Source organism: Nonomuraea sp. NPDC003727 (assembly GCF_053586935.1).
Genome location: NZ_JBSFNE010000005.1, coordinates 22588 through 37416, shown reverse-complemented (window position 1 = coordinate 37416; position 14829 = coordinate 22588). Strand labels below are relative to the sequence as shown.

Sequence of the window (14829 nt, the reverse complement as noted above, 5' to 3'; positions counted from 1 at the left end):
TTAGCGCTTGCTGTACTGCGGAGCCTTACGGGCCTTCTTGAGGCCGTACTTCTTCCGCTCCGTGGCGCGGGCGTCACGGGTCAGGAAGCCGGCCTTCTTCAGCGGCGGGCGGTTGTTCTCGACGTCGAGGATCGCCAGCGCGCGGGACAGGCCCATGCGGAGGGCACCGGCCTGGCCGGTCACGCCGCCGCCGTCGATGCGGGCGATGACGTCGAAGGCCTCCTCGGCACCGAGCACCACGAAGGGCTCGTTGACGATCTGCTGGTGGACCTTGTTGGGGAAGTAGGTGTCAAGCGAACGACCGTTGATCGTCCACTTGCCGGTACCGGGGACGATGCGCACGCGGGCGATCGCCTCCTTGCGCCGGCCGGTGCCGTACGAGTTGCCCGTGGTGACGGGCTTGCGCACGGGAGCATCGGCGCCGGCAGCGGACTCGGTGGTGTACTCGGACGGGAAGTCCTCGCCGGAGTAGTCCTCCAGCTCGACCTCGACGGCCGTCTCGACACCGGTGGGCTCAGCCACGGTTCTCCTCAAATCTTTCGAACTACTACTGGGCGATCTGGGTGATCTCGAACGGCACGGGCTGCTGGGCCTGGTGCGGGTGGTCGGACCCGGCGTAGACCTTCAGCTTCTTGGCCATCTTCCGGCCGAGGGCGTTCTTCGGGAGCATGCCCTTGACGGCCTTCTCGACGGCGCGGTCGGGCCGCTTCTCCATCAGCTCGCCGTAGGTCACGGAACGCAGACCGCCCGGGTAGCCCGAGTGGCGGTAGGCCTTCTTCTGCTCGAGCTTGTTGCCGCTCAGCGAAACCTTGTCGGCGTTGATGACGATGACGAAGTCACCGGTGTCGACGTGGTTGGCGAAGATCGGCTTGTGCTTACCGCGGAGCAGGTTCGCGACGTGGCTGGCCAGCCGGCCCAGCACCACGTCAGTGGCGTCGATGACGTACCACTGACGCTGGATGTCGGCGGGCTTCGGTGTGTACGTGCGCACGGTCGTAGCCTTCTTTAATCGCGTCTTCGGCGCTGTCGGATGCGACAGCTCTATGGTCGGTCGGTGCGGGCGCACGACAGCCCGGACCTTCCGTCTCCAGCAGATGGGAGATGACGCCGGACGCGCCGCGCATCGGTCACAGACGGACCGACTCGCATACAACGAACGCTTAGGGTACCGCCACTCGCGGACACGGGTCAAAACGAGCGGAGACACCGCGGCACAGCTTACCTGCGGCACGGTTGTGTTTCGGTTCCCTGTAAGCCCTTCTCCGGCAATATCTGGCGTCCCTATCGTTGACTGCGGTATGTGGCAGACCCCTCACACCCGGCACCCCCAGCCGAGATCACGGCGCCGGAACCTCCTGGGCCTGCTGGCCTGCCTGCTGGCCGTCCTGTTCGCTGGCGTGCTCATCGGCAGGCTCTCGGTCAACCGCCTCGACGCCTCCGACCAGGTCTACCTCAACAACACCGCACCGCCGTCCGCCGCCGCCCCCACCCCGTCGGCCTCGGGGTCGCCGAGGAAGCCGCGCTCGAACGTGGAGAGCCGCGCCCGCCGTACGGTGAAGACCACCTCCACGCCGCGGCCCACCGTGCAGGCGCGCAGGAAGCCGACGGGGACGGTGGAGCCGGGAGTGGTGCAGGGAGAGGTGCCCGGCGACCCCACCACCGTCCTGGGCGCGCCGCTGCTGGAGGTCTCCCCCGCCCTGGCCGCCCAGGTCGTCAGGCTGACCAACGCCGAACGCGTCCGCAAGGGCTGCGCCCCGCTGCGCGTCGACCGGCGGCTGACCGGTTCGGCGCGCGCCCACTCGCTGGAGATGGCCGAGTCGGGCAGGTTCGCCCACGACTCCCCCGACGGCTCCTCGCCGTGGCGGCGCATGGAGCGGGCCGGCTACCGCGACGGGGCCGCCGAGAACATCGGCCGCGGCTACTCCTCGGCCGAGGAGGCCGTGCGCGGCTGGATGGGCAGTCCCGCACACCGCCGCAACCTCCTGCATTGCGGCTACCGCGCGGTCGGCGTCGGCGTCGTGTCAGGGCCCGGCGGGCCGTGGTGGACCCAGGACTTCGGGTTTTCGTGACCTCCCCGCAGGTAAACCCCGGCTAATCTCGGCGTATGGGTTCCACCAAGAAGACCGACGAAGCCCCCGCACCGCAGCGCAAAGCGATGTGGAGCCCCTACGACGAGGGCCCCCGCTCGTACACCCCGCTCTGGTTCGCCCTCGGCGGCCTGCTCGTCCTCGGGGCGCTCGTGGCCGGTCTCGTGGTGATGTGGAACACCGAAGGTCCCGACCCGACGGCCGACCCGGCGGGCCGCGTGAGCGCGCCGCCCGCCGACCAGCCCGTCGCACCCGCCGACAAGTACGGCTTCGCCGCCGCCCGCGAGAGCGACCCCGACACGCTCACGCAGAAGGAGCTCTTCCCCAAGAAGAAGTTCACGGTCGACGGCCGCTCCTACACCGTGACGATTCTCAAGACCGACAAGAAGTGCGCCGACGCCACCGAGGGCGACAAGCTCGACAAGGCACTCAAGTCCGGCAAGTGCTCGCAGCTCATCCGGGCGACCTTCAAGGACAAGTCCGGGAAGATCATCGGCACTGTCGGCGTCGCCAACCTGCTGAACGGCAAGGCGTCGGCGAAGGTGGCCGCCTCGGTGCGCACCAAGGGCGAGAGCAAGCAGTTCGTGAAGCCGCTGGCGGGCAAGGACGAGATCACCAAGTTCGTCGGCGCGGGCGAGGCCAGCGTCCACGTGGCCACGCACGGCCACTACGCGATCATGCTCTACGTCCAGTTCAAGGACGGCCACAAGCCCGACAAGAAGGGCAGCAAGCAACTGGCGCAGGCGGGCGACGACGTGACCAACGCCTCTGTGTACCCGGCACTCGACTCACGTTCGCTCACCGGCCGCCGCGGGGGCTGAGACCACTCAGTCGCCACCAAAAGGGGACAAACCGCCCGACCGATCCGTCCGAGAACACCCATACGGGCATGGCGATCTCCTGACTATGGTTAGGCTCCCCCTATGCGTGGCCAGGAATCTGGGTCTGAGCACGAGCGCCAGACGGACGGCTCAGCCGCACCGGCGACGCCACCGCCGAGTTTCGGCAGGCCGACGGTGCCGGCTCCATCAGCCTTCCAGGAAGGCGCCCCCGACGCGGCGCACGGATCGGCCTTCGCCGACGCGGCGCACGGAGACGCGCTGGTGGGTCCGCCGTACGCCGCCGGTCAGGTGACCGGCTCCGGTACGGCACCGGCCCAGCCGATCCCCGTCTACCAGGGACCGCCGCCCGGGCTGCCGGTCGCCGAGTCCGGCATGGCCGCCGACGAGGGTCACGCCCCCGCCGCCACCGGCCCGTGGGCACCACCGGAGCCCGCGACATCACCGGACGCCCCGGCACCGTGGGCCTCCGGTCCTCACGCTTCCTCCGGCACTCCCGGGCCCTGGACCTCCGGACCCACCGGACCCACCGACACCCCATGGACCTCCGGCCCCCCGGCACCCTCGGTGCCCCCCGGCCTCGTTTCCCCCGACGCCCCGTGGGCCACCGGACCCACCCCGTCTTCGGACGCCTCCGGCCCGTGGACCGCCGGACCGGCCGCGTCCTCGAACGCTCCGCAGACCTCCGGACCCGCCGCATCCCCGGACACCCCGTGGCCCACCGGACCCACCCCGTCTTCGGACGCCTCCGGCCCGTGGACCGCCGGACCGGCCGCGTCCTCGAACGCTCCGCAGACCTCCGGACCCGCCGCATCCCCGGACACCCCGTGGCCCACCGGACCCACCCCGTCCTCGGACGCCTCCGGCCCCTGGCCCGCCGGACCGGCCGCGTCCTCGAACGCTCCGCAGACCTCCGGACCCGCCGCATCCCCGGACACCCCGTGGACCACCGGACCCACCCCGTCCTCGGACGCCTCCGGCCCCTGGACCGCCGGACCGGCCGCCTCACGCGGCGCCGACGGACCGTGGACGACCCCGGAGGCCGCGGCCGGCCCGCACGCGGGATCCCCCTGGACGGCCGAGCCTCCGGTGACGCCGGACGCGGGAAGCCCGTGGGCACCCGAGTCCACGTCCGCACCGGCCGGAACCTCCTGGTCCCCCGAACACGCGCCGCCCGGCGCCGGTGGCCCCTGGCCATCCGCCCCGGCGACCCCCGACGCGAACGGCACGTGGACGGCTGGCGCGGCGACTCCCGACGCGAACGGCTCGTGGTCTCCTGAGCTGGCGACACCCGACGCGAACGGCCCCTGGTCGGCTGGCGCGGCGACTCCCGACGCGGGTGGCCCGTGGTCGCCCGAGCCCGCCGCCGCGGCCGCGCGCCCGTCTGCCGGTGAGGACGCGGGACGGCCCCTTGACCCCGCAGGAAGCGCGGGACGCCCCGTCCACGCGAAGGACACAGACCGGCCCACCGGCGTCGAGCAGGCGGGACGGCCCGCCGGTGCCGAGGGCGCGGGACACCCCGACGGCGGCAACGACACAGGCCGGACCGACGGCGTCGAGGACGCGACGGTCGAGCACCGCAGGCCCGACAACCGGCCGCTGTCCGCGTCCCCCAGCGTGCCCGCCGAGACCTGGACGGCCGCCCAGCCGTGGTCGCAGGCCGACGACGCCCAGCCCTACGACTGGTTCGCCGACCCCGAGCCAGGCGCGCAGGACCCGCACGCCGGCCCCCGGCCCGCCGTCCCCTCACCCTCCGAACCTCAGTCCGCTGCCGGGCCACACGCCGGAACCGGGGCCGCGCCCACCGCGCACCCCGGCGTCCCGCAGCATGCCGCCTGGGCACCTCCGGGCGCCGCCCAGCCACCCTCAGGCGCCCCCCTTCCCCCGGTACCCGGAGCCCCGTACACCCCGCTGCCCGGCGCCCCCCAGCCACCCGCGCCCAACGGCTGGCGGGCCGACAACCCCGGCTCCGCACAGCCCCCCAACCCCGGCACCCCGCAAGCCTCCCACCCCGGCATCCCGCAGACCCCCAACTCCGGCACCCCGCACGCCCCCTGGGCTGCGCCCGCCGGGCAGGCGCAGACCCCGTGGGCACCCCCGCACGGCGGGCAGCCCACCCCCGGGACATTCGGGGCCCCTGGGACACTCGGGGCCCCCGGGACCACTGGGGCGCAGCTCCCCCACGCACCGCAGGGCGAGCCGTGGACGCCGTCTCCCGAGGCCTGGTACATCCAGCCCGATCAGGCCGCATCCACCTGGCAGCCCCCGCAGGCTTTCACCGCGGCCGCCGCGGGCATGAAGGTCTGGCCGTCGGCCACCGCCGACGTCGCGGGCATGCCACCGTGGCCCGCCGCGACCGGCGAACCCATCGGCGACCACGAAGGCTTCCCGGACGGCAACGCCATCGGCGCGGGCCCGACGGTCCCGTTCGCCCCCAACGCCGGCCCGGACCGGACGGCCTCGCACCCCTCCGACACCGACCCCGGCGCCACGAACCCGGCTTCCGCCGACACGGGCGACGCGACGGCCACAGCCACCTCCGACCCCGGCACACCGGACCCGGCAGCCACCGACAGAGGTCACGGCACGACAGGCACCACCGACGGCAACGACACGACGGCCGCCACCAACTCCCCCGTGGGTCACGGCACGACGGCCCCCACGGCCTTCGACGGAGGTCACGCGACGGCCGCCGGCGACAACACCGACCCCGGGATGACGGTCTCGTTCGCGCACAGCGCCGAGCCCGGCGACGTCCCCGTCTGGCCGCCGCACCAGCCTGCCGCCGACGGCGCCGGCGACCGCGTCCCTGACCTCCCGTTCGACAGCTCCACCTGGGGACGTTCCAGGGGCACCGAGCCTCCCGCCGACGTGCTCGACGACGTTCTCGACGACGACCCATCGGCGACCGCTCCGGGCCACCGTCCCACCTCGTCGGAGCTCGCCCCCGGCCACCACTCCTCCGTCCCGTCGGCGACCGATGCCAGCGGCCGGTCCGGCACCTCTCCGGCGAGCGACCCCGTCGCCGGTGACGCTCTCAGCGCGGACCCGCCCCACTCCGGCACACTCACCGGAGGCACACCAGACCCGGGCTCACCCAGCACAGCCGGGCCCGCCACGGCCGCACCCGACACAGCCGAGCCGATCTCAGGCGCAACCGACACATCCGGACCCGACACATCCGGACCCAACGCGGCCGGACCCGACGCACACGGACCCAACGCAGCCGGGCCCGGCTCGGAGGCCTCCACCGCGGACGCGTCCTCCGGCACGCCCATCGCAGGCCGATCCGATCCGCAGGCGTCGGGCACCGACGGAACGGCCCCGCACGCCAACGGCACGGCGGCGGGCGACGCCCCGCACGACGACCCATCGCCGACCTTCGGAGCCATCCCGCTGCCCCCGACCCAGCCCCCAGCCGGCCTTCCCGCGCTGCCCGCCCCGACCGGCGACGGCTCGGCCACGCCGCCCGCCGTACCGGACGGGTCGAGCGTCGCGGACCTGCCGACGCCGCCGCACGGCGCGCCGGTGGCGTCCTTCGATCCGTTCGCGCCGATGCCGCAGGGCGGCGTCGCGCCCGCGCCCGAGCCGCCCTCCACCGAGCCGGGCAAGGGCAAGATCGCGCTGATGGCGACGCTCGGTGTGCTCATCGTGGCCGGGGTCGCCACCGGCGGCTTCTTCGCCTACCGCTCGATGAGCACAGCACAGCCGGCCGACAGCGCCTCCGCCGCCCCCAGCGCCGGGCCGTCCACCGGTGACGACCCGCTGGCCAGCTCGCTGCTCAACTCCGAGGGCACCGACCCAGAGAAGATGTCGATCAACGAGGCGTTCCCCGACCAGAAGGTCGACCTGGGCGGTCGCGTCTACACGCGGGTCAAGGTCGACCTGTCCGACGACTGCCAGAAGGCGGCCGCGGGGCCGTTCGCCACGGCGCTGCGCGACCAGAAGTGCAGCCGCGTGCTGAGGGCGACCTACGTCGACGACAAGAAGCGCTACGCCGTCACCACCGGCATCGCCGTCCTGCCGACCAAGGAGGCGGCCGTCTCGGCCGACCAGGCGAAGGACCTCGACAAGAACCTGTGGTTCAAGCCGCTGCCCGGCGCGGCGTCCAGCGGCGCCGACCGGGTCCACATCGCGGGCGGGTACGCGGCGGGGCTGCTGTGGGGTCGCTACATCGTCTTCAGCTACGCGACGTTCGCCGACGGCCACACCCCGACCGCCAAGGAGAAGAGCCTGGGCGACGTCAGCGGCGCCTTCCGCGACCACACCTCGCTGGTGCTGGAACGCAGGATCACCGAGTGACGCGCGCGTGAGGCGGGCCGCCGTCGCCGGTTCAGGGGCGGCGGCACAGCCACAACCCGGACGGCACCAGCCCGACACGCGGCATCACCCGGCAAGCGCCGCGTCACCCGGCAAGCACGGCATCACCCGGCGAACACGGCATCACCCGGCAAGCACGGCATCACCCGGCGAGCACCGCGTCACCCGGCGAGCGTGCGGACCCTGCGGGTGGCGGCCGCCCTGGCGGCCAGTTCCTCGTCCGGCGGGTAGCTGACCTCTTCGAGGCACAGACCGTGGGCGGGCGCGACGTGCACCCCCGAGTCCCGTACGGCTCCCGCCAGCACCCTCGACGGCCACTCCACGGGTCGCCTGCCGTCTCCCACAGCCAGCAGGCACCCGACGAGGGCCCTGACCATCGAGTGGCAGAACGCGTCGGCCACGACGGTCGCCTCGAGCACGCCGGACTCCGTGCGCACCCAGTCGAGCCGCTGCAGTTCCCTGATCGTGGTGGCGCCTTCCCGCTTCTTGCAGAAGGCGGCGAAGTCGTGCTCGCCGAGCAGTTGCGCGGCCCCGGCCTTCATCGCGTCGAGGTCGAGCGGACGCGCGTGCCAGACGATCTCGTCGCGGCGCAGCGGGTCGCCGCCGCCGGGCGCGTCGTGCACGCGGTAGACGTAACGCCGGGAAAGCGCGGAGAAACGCGCGTCGAAGCCCTCAGGAGCCACGCTGACGCGATGAACCCGCACATCCGGCGGCAGGACCCCGGCAAGCCGCCGCAGGAGCGTGGAGAGCCGCTCATCGACGCTCTCCTCGACGACGGGCTCGCCCTTGCGGCGGTTGCGCTCCAGTTCCCCGAGCGCCGCCACGGGCAGGTCGACGTGGGCGACCTGGCCGCGCGCGTGGACGCCGGCGTCCGTACGGCCGGCCACGGTGAGCGCGACCTCGCCCAGTCTGAGGATCTTGCAGAGCGCGTCCTCGAGCTCGCCCTGCACCGTGCGCCGTCCCGGCTGGCGGGCCCAGCCGGAGAAGCCGGTGCCGTCGTAGCCGAGGTCGAGGCGGAGCCGAACCACGATCATCCTCCTGCGTGAAACGGGGAAGGCCCGGCACCCCGAAGGGTGCCGGGCCCGTGAGCCTGAAAGATCAGGCCTCGTCCTTCTTCGCCTCGTCGGCCGGAGCCTCGGCGCTCTCCTCGGCCTTGGCCTCGGTGCTCTCCTCGGCGGCCTCCGCGACGGCCTCGGTGGTCTCCTCCACGGCCTCGGCGGCCGGGGCGGCGGCGGCCGGAGCCGTGCGGCGGGTGGCGACCTGGTTCAGCGCCTCGCCCACCAGTTCGATGACCGCCATGGGCGCGTTGTCGCCCTTACGGTTGCCGATCTTGGTGATGCGGGTGTAGCCACCGGGACGCTCGGCGAAAGTCGTCGCGATCTCGGTGAAGAGGTGGTGGACGACGCCCTTGTCCTTGACGACGGTCAGCACCTGGCGACGGTTGTGGATGTCGCCCTTCTTGGCCTTGGTGATGAGGCGCTCCGCCAGCGGGCGGACGCGCTTGGCCTTGGCCACGGTGGTGGTGATGCGGCCGTGGCGGAACAGGTCCGTGGCGAGGTTCGCCAGGATCAGCCGCTCGTGAGCCGGGCTGCCGCCAAGACGTGCACCCTTGGTGGGCTTGGGCATTGCGTTCTCCTTGAGAGTGAACCCGCCCCGGCCGTGTCAGGTACCGGAGTCGAGCCGCCAGGCCTCCCGCAGGAGGCCCGCGATATCCAGCTGCGCCGGCCCGGAAGGTTCCGGGCCGCATGGTCCCCGGCCGTGGCGACGTCTGGTCGTCCAGACTCCCGCCCCATCCGGAGCTCCCGCTTCCAGGAGCCCGGATCGCCGGGGCCGCGGGGGCGGCGCCCCCGCGGTTCGGGCGAGGGACCTGGTCCCTCGCCCTGGGCCTGCTAGTACTGCTCGGTCTCGACGTACGCGCTGTCGTCGTCGTCGTAGCCGCCGCCGGCCACCGCGCTCGGGTCGAACCCGGGCGGGGAGTCCTTGAGCGCCAGCGACATCTCGTGCAGCTTCTGCTTGACCTCTTCGATCGACTTGGCGCCGAAGTTCCTGATGTCGAGCAGGTCCTGCTCGCTGCGGGCCACGAGCTCACCCACGGTGTGGATGCCCTCGCGCTTGAGGCAGTTGTAGGAGCGGACCGTGAGGTTGAGCTCCTCGATCGGCAGCGCCAGGTCGGCGGCGAGCGCCGCGTCCGTCGGCGACGGGCCGATGTCGATGCCCTCGGCCTCGACGTTGAGCTCGCGGGCCAGGCCGAACAGCTCGACGAGGGTCTTGCCCGCGGAGGCCACCGCGTCGCGGGGCTTCATCGCGGCCTTGGTCTCGACGTCGAGGATCAGCCGGTCGAAGTCGGTGCGCTGCTCGACACGGGTGGCCTCGACCTTGTAGGTGACCTTGAGCACCGGGGAGTAGATGGAGTCGATCGGGATGCGACCGATCTCCTGGCCCGGCTGCTTGTTCTGCGCGGCGGAGACGTAGCCGCGACCGCGCTCGACGGTCAGCTCCATCTCCAGCTTCGCCTTGCCGTTCAGCGTGGCGATGCGCAGGTCGGGGTTGTGCACCTCGACACCGGCCGGCGGCGCGATGTCGGCGGCGGTGACCTCGCCGGGGCCCTGCTTGCGCAGGTACATCACGACGGGCTCGTCGTGCTCCGAGGAGACGACCAGTTCCTTGAGGTTGAGGATGATGTCGGTGACGTCTTCCTTCACACCGGGAACGGTCGAGAACTCGTGCAGGACGCCCTCGATGCGGATGCTCGTCACGGCCGCGCCCGGGATGGACGACAGCAGCGTGCGGCGCAGCGAGTTGCCGATGGTGTAGCCGAAGCCCGGCTCCAGCGGCTCGATGACGAACTTGGACCGGGTCTCGTCGATCGACTCTTCGAGAAGAGTCGGACGCTGAGCGATCAGCATGTTTCGGGATCTCCCCTTGTCGTGTGGCGCCCGCTATATGACACCACTCCGATGAACAGCCTAAATGGGGTACGGCATGCCGTACCCCATTTAACCCTCGCGGACAGGGAATCCCATCCACGAGGGAAGACGCCCGCCGAAGCGAGCAGTGGCGGCGCGCCCGCGAGGGGCACGCCGCCCGTACGGCCTACTTGGAGTAGAGCTCGACGATCAGCTGCTCCTGGACCTGGGTGTCGATCTGCTGGCGAACCGGCAGCTGGTGAACCAGGACGCGGAGCTTCTCCGGCACGACGCCGAGCCACGCCGGGACCGTCCTGTCGCCCGCGGTCGCCTTGGCGACCTCGTACGGCATCAGGTTGACGGCCTTCTCGCGGACCTCGACGATGTCGTGCTCGCGGACGCGGTACGACGGGATGTCGACCTTCTTGCCGTTCACCAGGATGTGGCCGTGACGGACCTGCTGGCGAGCGGCGTCGCGCGACTGGGCGAAACCGGCGCGGTAGACCACGTTGTCGAGACGGCTCTCCAGGATCTGGAGAAGGTTCTCGCCGGTCTTGCCGCCCTTCTTGTTGGCTTCCTCGTAGTAGTTGCGGAACTGCTTCTCGAGGACGCCGTAGATGCGGCGGGTCTTCTGCTTCTCACGAAGCTGGAGCTGGTACTCAGACTCCTTGGGACGGCCGCGACCGTGCTCACCCGGCGGGTAAGGACGGATCTCGATGGGGCACTTCGCGGACTCGCACTTGCTGCCCTTGAGGAAGAGCTTGGTCTTCTCGCGACGGCAGAGCTTGCAGTCCGCACCCGTGTAACGAGCCATTTCTCTCTATCTCCTGGGTGTCAGACGCGGCGGCGCTTCGGCGGACGGCAGCCGTTGTGCGGAACCGGGGTCACGTCCTGGATCGAGCCGACCTCGAGGCCGGTCGCCTGCAGCGAACGGATCGCGGTCTCACGGCCGGAGCCGGGGCCCTTGACGAAGACGTCGACCTTGCGCATGCCGTGCTCCATGGCGCGGCGAGCGGCGTTCTCCGCGGCCATCTGAGCGGCGAACGGGGTGGACTTACGGGAGCCCTTGAAACCCACGTGGCCGGCGCTGGCCCAGGAGATCACGTTCCCGTTCGGGTCGGTGATCGAAACGATCGTGTTGTTGAACGTGCTCTTGATGTGCGCGTGGCCGTGAGCGACGTTCTTCTTTTCCTTGCGGCGCACCTTCTTCGGCGCACCCTGGCGGCTCTTAGGAGGCATTCCTTGCCTTCACTCCTGAGGTCTTCGGTCCGACAGCTGCGCGGACTACTTCTTACCGGGCTTCTTCTTACCGGCGACGGTCTTCTTCTTGCCCTTACGGGTGCGCGCGTTGGTCTGGGTGCGCTGGCCGTGGACGGGCAGACCCTTGCGGTGACGGATGCCCTGGTAGCAGCCGATTTCGATCTTGCGGCGGATGTCGGCCTGGACCTCGCGGCGCAGGTCACCCTCGATCTTGAAGTTCGCCTCGATGTAGTCACGCATCGGGACGAGCTCAGCGTCGGTGAGCTGGTGCACACGCAGGTCGCCGCTGACGCCGGTGGCCTGGAGGATCTCCAGGGCGCGGGTGCGGCCGATTCCGTAGATGTAGGTGAGAGCGATCTCCAGCCGCTTCTCGCGGGGGAGGTCGACGCCAACCAGGCGAGCCATGGTCGGGCATTCTCCTTCACTGTGGCGGAGGTCTTGCGCCTCACTCCCCTCCCCATGCCCGGGGTGAGGGCCCCGGCCTCCGACCGGGGGTGTCCCACTCGCGTGGGTGTGAAACGCGCTTACTGACTCAGGCTTCTCATGCGTCGAGCCCGCACCCGATCAAGGGGCGGACTCGGAGAAGCCTTCGCGACTAGCCCTGGCGCTGCTTGTGGCGCAGGTTGTCGCAGATCACCATGACGCGACCGTGCCGGCGGATCACCTTGCACTTGTCGCAGATCTTCTTGACGCTCGGCTTAACCTTCATAGTCCTTCGTGATCCTCAGACGTTTTACTTGTATCGGTAGACGATCCGCCCACGACTCAGGTCGTAAGGGCTCAGTTCTACGACTACCCGGTCGTCGGGCAGGATCCGGATGTAGTGCATCCGCATCCGTCCGCTGATGTGGGCCAGGACCTTATGGCCGTTGTCGAGTTGCACCCTGAACATCGCGTTCGGGAGCGACTCAACCACAGTGCCCTCGATCTCGATGGCGCCGTCTTTCTTGGCCATGTCCCTCGCGTTTCACTGATCGGTCGTCTGAGGTATCGGTCACTAAGCAGCCGCGACCACCTGTATCGGATGAGAGCGGCGGTCTGCGAGACCGCCAACACAGGATGGCCATAGTGAGCCGACTAAGGAGTGTACGACACCTAGCGGGAAAATGCGAAACGCCCGTGCCAGGTGTCCTGACACAACCATGCCCAAGGTTACCCCAGATCCACGGTGGATCCGCCGCCACGCGAGCCGAGGCGCAGGTCCCCCGCAGACGTGCCCGCCCGGCCCCAGCAGCCGCCGACACGCGAAACCGGGCGGGCACGTGCTCATGGAGCGTCGTCATGTCGAGGACGCTTCTCCAGGTGACGACGGTCGAAGGTGTCCACCGCGAGCAGCACGGCCGGTCACCACCGGGAGGGCGGAGCCCGCCGTCGGCGGGCCGCCCCCGCCCGTGTGCGGATCGCGGTGGGATGCCACCGGCCGGGTCGCAGGCATTGACCGTGACCGGTGATCTCACCGCGCCGGGCGGCGACAGATCCATCGTCAAAGAGCATCTACCCGGCGTGATCACCGCCAAATACGACCAGCGGTAAAGAGTGGGTCTTGCCTGCCGTACCAGGACAGAGGAACAGGACAGAGGAAACGGCGAAGGCCCGCCGGTGACGGTGTCACCGGCGGGCCTCCTCACGTCCAGAGCCCCCAGAGATGCGCGTCGTGCGCGCGGTGTTTCTCAGTAGATGCGGTGCTTGCTGCCGCAGTTGTCGAACTTGGAGGCGCCGTAGCACGTGTAGGTGTAGACCTTCTTGATCCCCTGGTCGCTCCAGGCACTGGAGTGCTTGCCGTCCCAGCCCTGGGCGAACTTGTGCCAGCTGCCGCCCTTGTAGTACTCGAACCACACGTAGCCGTGTTTGCCGCCGGGCTTCTCCTGGCCGTACCACTTGGTGTAGACCTTGCCGTGCGACGAGAAGGACGTGCCGTAGGTGTAGGCGCTGCCGTCGCTGGAGAAGTACTTCCCCCAGCCGCCGGCCTGTGTGGTCGCCGCCTGTGCGGCGGGGGCGACGGCCAGACCCGTCAGGGCGGAGCCGGTAATGGCCGCTGCAATGAGAATCTTTCGCATGTTCTTCCTCCTGTGAGCGATGTGACACTCACGTTAGGAAGCAGCCGCCGGGCCTTCCGCGCACAAATCCACACAGTGCACTAGTGCACAGATCGGGTCATTTCCGATGATTGCCGAAAATGCTGCTTACCAGGAGCAGCGCGCCCCAGGGGCCGGCCACCCACATCGGCCAGAAGTAGCCGCCGAAGTCGGTCAGCAGCCAGATCACCGACGTGACCGCCACCGCCGACGCCCAGGCGGCCCAGGCGCCCTTCATGCCGGAGTGCATCCCCGACTGCGCGGGAGTGGCGGGAAGACGGGCGGCCTGCGCCCGCAGGTCGACCTCCGGCAGATCGGCGGTGACCCGCGCGAGCTCGCCGTAGGTCTTGCTCTGGTAGACCTGCTCCAGCCGCTCGTTGAACTCCTCGACCGTGATCCGGCCCTGCGCGGTGTGTTCGCGGAGGATGGCCGCCACCCGATCGCGGTCGACGTCCGATGCACGCATTTCGGGGCTCTGCGCCATCCCCACCACTTCCCGCCTCAGCTCAGCAGTTGTGAAAGGCGCTCCTTGCCCCCATCGAGAGCGGTAAGCACCCAAGGTCCATTATGTGTCACAGCGACGCTGTGTTCGAAGTGTGCGGACGCCTTACCGTCGATCGTGACGACGGTCCAGTCGTCGTCCAGCACGCGGGTGCGGGCCGTACCCAGGTTCACCATGGGCTCGATCGCCAGGCACATCCCGGCCTCGAGGGCGGGGCCGCGGCCCGGGCGCCCGTGGTTGGCCACCCAGGGGTCCATGTGCATCTCGGTGCCGATGCCGTGGCCGCCGTACTCCTGCGGGATGCCGTACCTGCCCTGCGACCTGACGTACTTCTCCACCTCGTACCCGATGTCCGACAGGTGGCGGCCGACGCCGAGCGCGGCGATGCCGCGCCACATGGCCTCCTCCGTCACCCGCATCAGCTCCGTGAGCGCCGGCGAGACCTCCCCCACCGGTACGGTCACCGCCGAGTCGCCGTGCCACCCGTCGAGGATGGCGCCACAGTCGATGGAGATGATGTCGCCCTCGCGCAGCTTGCGCTCGTTGGACGGGATGCCGTGCACCACCTCGTGGTTGACGGACGCGCAGATCGTCGCGGGAAAGCCCTGGTAACCCTTGAACGACGGGATCGCGCCCTCGCCCCTGATCGCCTTCTCGGCGATCGCGTCCAGGTCGAGCGGCGTCATGCCCGGCTCGACCGACCGCCTCAGCAGATCCAGCGTCCGCCCGACCACCAGACCGGCCGCCCGCATCTTCTCCAGCTGCTCCGGCGACTTGATCTGGATTCCATGTCTGTTCTTTCTGAACAAGTTCGACACCCCCCAGGGTGGTTCAACGGGC

General features: G+C 70.4%; 16 protein-coding genes. 3 read left to right on the top strand and 13 right to left on the bottom strand.

Features of this window, described 5'->3' with window-relative positions; translation table 11 throughout:
• Positions 1–522: a 30S ribosomal protein S9 gene (rpsI, locus tag ACWDLG_RS14405; protein WP_354906448.1), complete on the bottom strand. Its 522-nt coding sequence runs from the start codon at positions 520–522 to the stop codon at positions 1–3.
• A gap of 25 nt (positions 523–547) precedes the next feature.
• Complete coding sequence (gene rplM / locus ACWDLG_RS14400; RefSeq protein ID WP_354906450.1) at positions 548–991, bottom strand: 50S ribosomal protein L13; 444 nt, start codon at positions 989–991, stop codon at positions 548–550.
• Between the two features lie 307 nt (positions 992–1298).
• Here rplM and ACWDLG_RS14395 point away from each other — a divergent pair, with 307 nt between their 5' ends.
• The 3 genes from ACWDLG_RS14395 (at position 1299) to ACWDLG_RS14385 (ending at position 7228) form a co-directional block, all read left to right on the top strand.
• Positions 1299–2069, top strand: a complete 771-nt coding sequence (locus ACWDLG_RS14395; protein ID WP_449919788.1) for a CAP domain-containing protein — start codon at positions 1299–1301, stop codon at positions 2067–2069.
• Positions 2070–2104: 35 nt separating this feature from the next.
• Positions 2105–2908, top strand: coding sequence for a hypothetical protein (locus ACWDLG_RS14390; RefSeq protein WP_449919786.1), 804 nt, complete (start codon positions 2105–2107; stop codon positions 2906–2908).
• A gap of 1107 nt (positions 2909–4015) precedes the next feature.
• Positions 4016–7228, top strand: coding sequence for a hypothetical protein (locus tag ACWDLG_RS14385; protein WP_449919783.1), 3213 nt, complete (start codon positions 4016–4018; stop codon positions 7226–7228).
• A 179-nt stretch (positions 7229–7407) separates the two neighbouring features.
• Here the strand turns inward: ACWDLG_RS14385 and truA are convergent, their stop codons facing one another.
• The 11 genes from truA to map all read right to left on the bottom strand — a co-directional run bounded on the left by truA (position 7408) and on the right by map (position 14798).
• The gene (gene truA, locus ACWDLG_RS14380; RefSeq protein WP_449919780.1) at positions 7408–8280 is read right to left on the bottom strand and encodes a tRNA pseudouridine(38-40) synthase TruA; all 873 of its coding nucleotides are present in this window, start codon (positions 8278–8280) and stop codon (positions 7408–7410) included.
• Between the two features lie 64 nt (positions 8281–8344).
• On the bottom strand, positions 8345–8872 hold the full coding sequence (gene rplQ / locus ACWDLG_RS14375) for a 50S ribosomal protein L17 (RefSeq protein ID WP_449919778.1): 528 nt from the start codon (positions 8870–8872) through the stop codon (positions 8345–8347).
• Positions 8873–9135: 263 nt separating this feature from the next.
• Positions 9136–10152, bottom strand: coding sequence for a DNA-directed RNA polymerase subunit alpha (locus tag ACWDLG_RS14370; RefSeq protein ID WP_354906459.1), 1017 nt, complete (start codon positions 10150–10152; stop codon positions 9136–9138).
• Between the two features lie 187 nt (positions 10153–10339).
• A complete protein-coding gene (gene rpsD, locus ACWDLG_RS14365; protein WP_354906460.1) occupies positions 10340–10966 on the bottom strand; it encodes a 30S ribosomal protein S4 in 627 nt (208 codons plus the stop codon).
• 20 nt (positions 10967–10986) lie between these two features.
• Positions 10987–11391, bottom strand: coding sequence for a 30S ribosomal protein S11 (gene rpsK, locus ACWDLG_RS14360; RefSeq protein WP_020542285.1), 405 nt, complete (start codon positions 11389–11391; stop codon positions 10987–10989).
• A 45-nt stretch (positions 11392–11436) separates the two neighbouring features.
• Entirely contained in the window at positions 11437–11817 is a 381-nt protein-coding gene (gene rpsM, locus ACWDLG_RS14355; RefSeq protein WP_354906462.1) for a 30S ribosomal protein S13, read from the bottom strand.
• 190 nt (positions 11818–12007) lie between these two features.
• Positions 12008–12121 carry a 50S ribosomal protein L36 gene (gene rpmJ, locus ACWDLG_RS14350; protein ID WP_003956441.1) on the bottom strand — a complete coding sequence of 38 codons (114 nt, stop codon included), beginning with the start codon at positions 12119–12121 and terminating at the stop codon, positions 12008–12010.
• 24 nt (positions 12122–12145) lie between these two features.
• Positions 12146–12367 (bottom strand): translation initiation factor IF-1, encoded by a 222-nt coding sequence (gene infA, locus ACWDLG_RS14345; protein WP_012887858.1) that lies wholly within the window; start codon positions 12365–12367, stop codon positions 12146–12148.
• Between the two features lie 715 nt (positions 12368–13082).
• A complete protein-coding gene (locus tag ACWDLG_RS14340; protein ID WP_449919774.1) occupies positions 13083–13469 on the bottom strand; it encodes a hypothetical protein in 387 nt (128 codons plus the stop codon).
• Positions 13470–13566: 97 nt separating this feature from the next.
• The gene (locus tag ACWDLG_RS14335) at positions 13567–13953 is read right to left on the bottom strand and encodes a DUF1707 SHOCT-like domain-containing protein (RefSeq protein ID WP_354906466.1); all 387 of its coding nucleotides are present in this window, start codon (positions 13951–13953) and stop codon (positions 13567–13569) included.
• A 35-nt stretch (positions 13954–13988) separates the two neighbouring features.
• Positions 13989–14798, bottom strand: a complete 810-nt coding sequence (map, locus tag ACWDLG_RS14330) for a type I methionyl aminopeptidase (protein WP_449919772.1) — start codon at positions 14796–14798, stop codon at positions 13989–13991.
• Positions 14799–14829: the final 31 nt, after the last annotated feature.

Bases quoted from the DNA above. Each gene is read 5' to 3' on its own strand.
- rplQ (WP_449919778.1), bottom strand. From the start codon at position 8,872: ATGCCCAAGCCCACCAAGGGTGCACGTCTTGGCGGCAGCCCGGCTCAC.
- truA (WP_449919780.1), bottom strand. From the start codon at position 8,280: ATGATCGTGGTTCGGCTCCGCCTCGACCTCGGCTACGACGGCACCGGC.
- rpsM (WP_354906462.1), bottom strand. From the start codon at position 11,817: ATGGCTCGCCTGGTTGGCGTCGACCTCCCCCGCGAGAAGCGGCTGGAG.
- infA (WP_012887858.1), bottom strand. From the start codon at position 12,367: ATGGCCAAGAAAGACGGCGCCATCGAGATCGAGGGCACTGTGGTTGAG.
- ACWDLG_RS14335 (WP_354906466.1), bottom strand. From the start codon at position 13,953: ATGCGTGCATCGGACGTCGACCGCGATCGGGTGGCGGCCATCCTCCGC.
- ACWDLG_RS14340 (WP_449919774.1), bottom strand. From the start codon at position 13,469: ATGCGAAAGATTCTCATTGCAGCGGCCATTACCGGCTCCGCCCTGACG.
- ACWDLG_RS14370 (WP_354906459.1), bottom strand. From the start codon at position 10,152: ATGCTGATCGCTCAGCGTCCGACTCTTCTCGAAGAGTCGATCGACGAG.
- rpmJ (WP_003956441.1), bottom strand. From the start codon at position 12,121: ATGAAGGTTAAGCCGAGCGTCAAGAAGATCTGCGACAAGTGCAAGGTG.
- ACWDLG_RS14390 (WP_449919786.1), top strand. From the start codon at position 2,105: ATGGGTTCCACCAAGAAGACCGACGAAGCCCCCGCACCGCAGCGCAAA.
- rpsD (WP_354906460.1), bottom strand. From the start codon at position 10,966: ATGGCTCGTTACACGGGTGCGGACTGCAAGCTCTGCCGTCGCGAGAAG.
- rpsK (WP_020542285.1), bottom strand. From the start codon at position 11,391: ATGCCTCCTAAGAGCCGCCAGGGTGCGCCGAAGAAGGTGCGCCGCAAG.
- ACWDLG_RS14395 (WP_449919788.1), top strand. From the start codon at position 1,299: ATGTGGCAGACCCCTCACACCCGGCACCCCCAGCCGAGATCACGGCGC.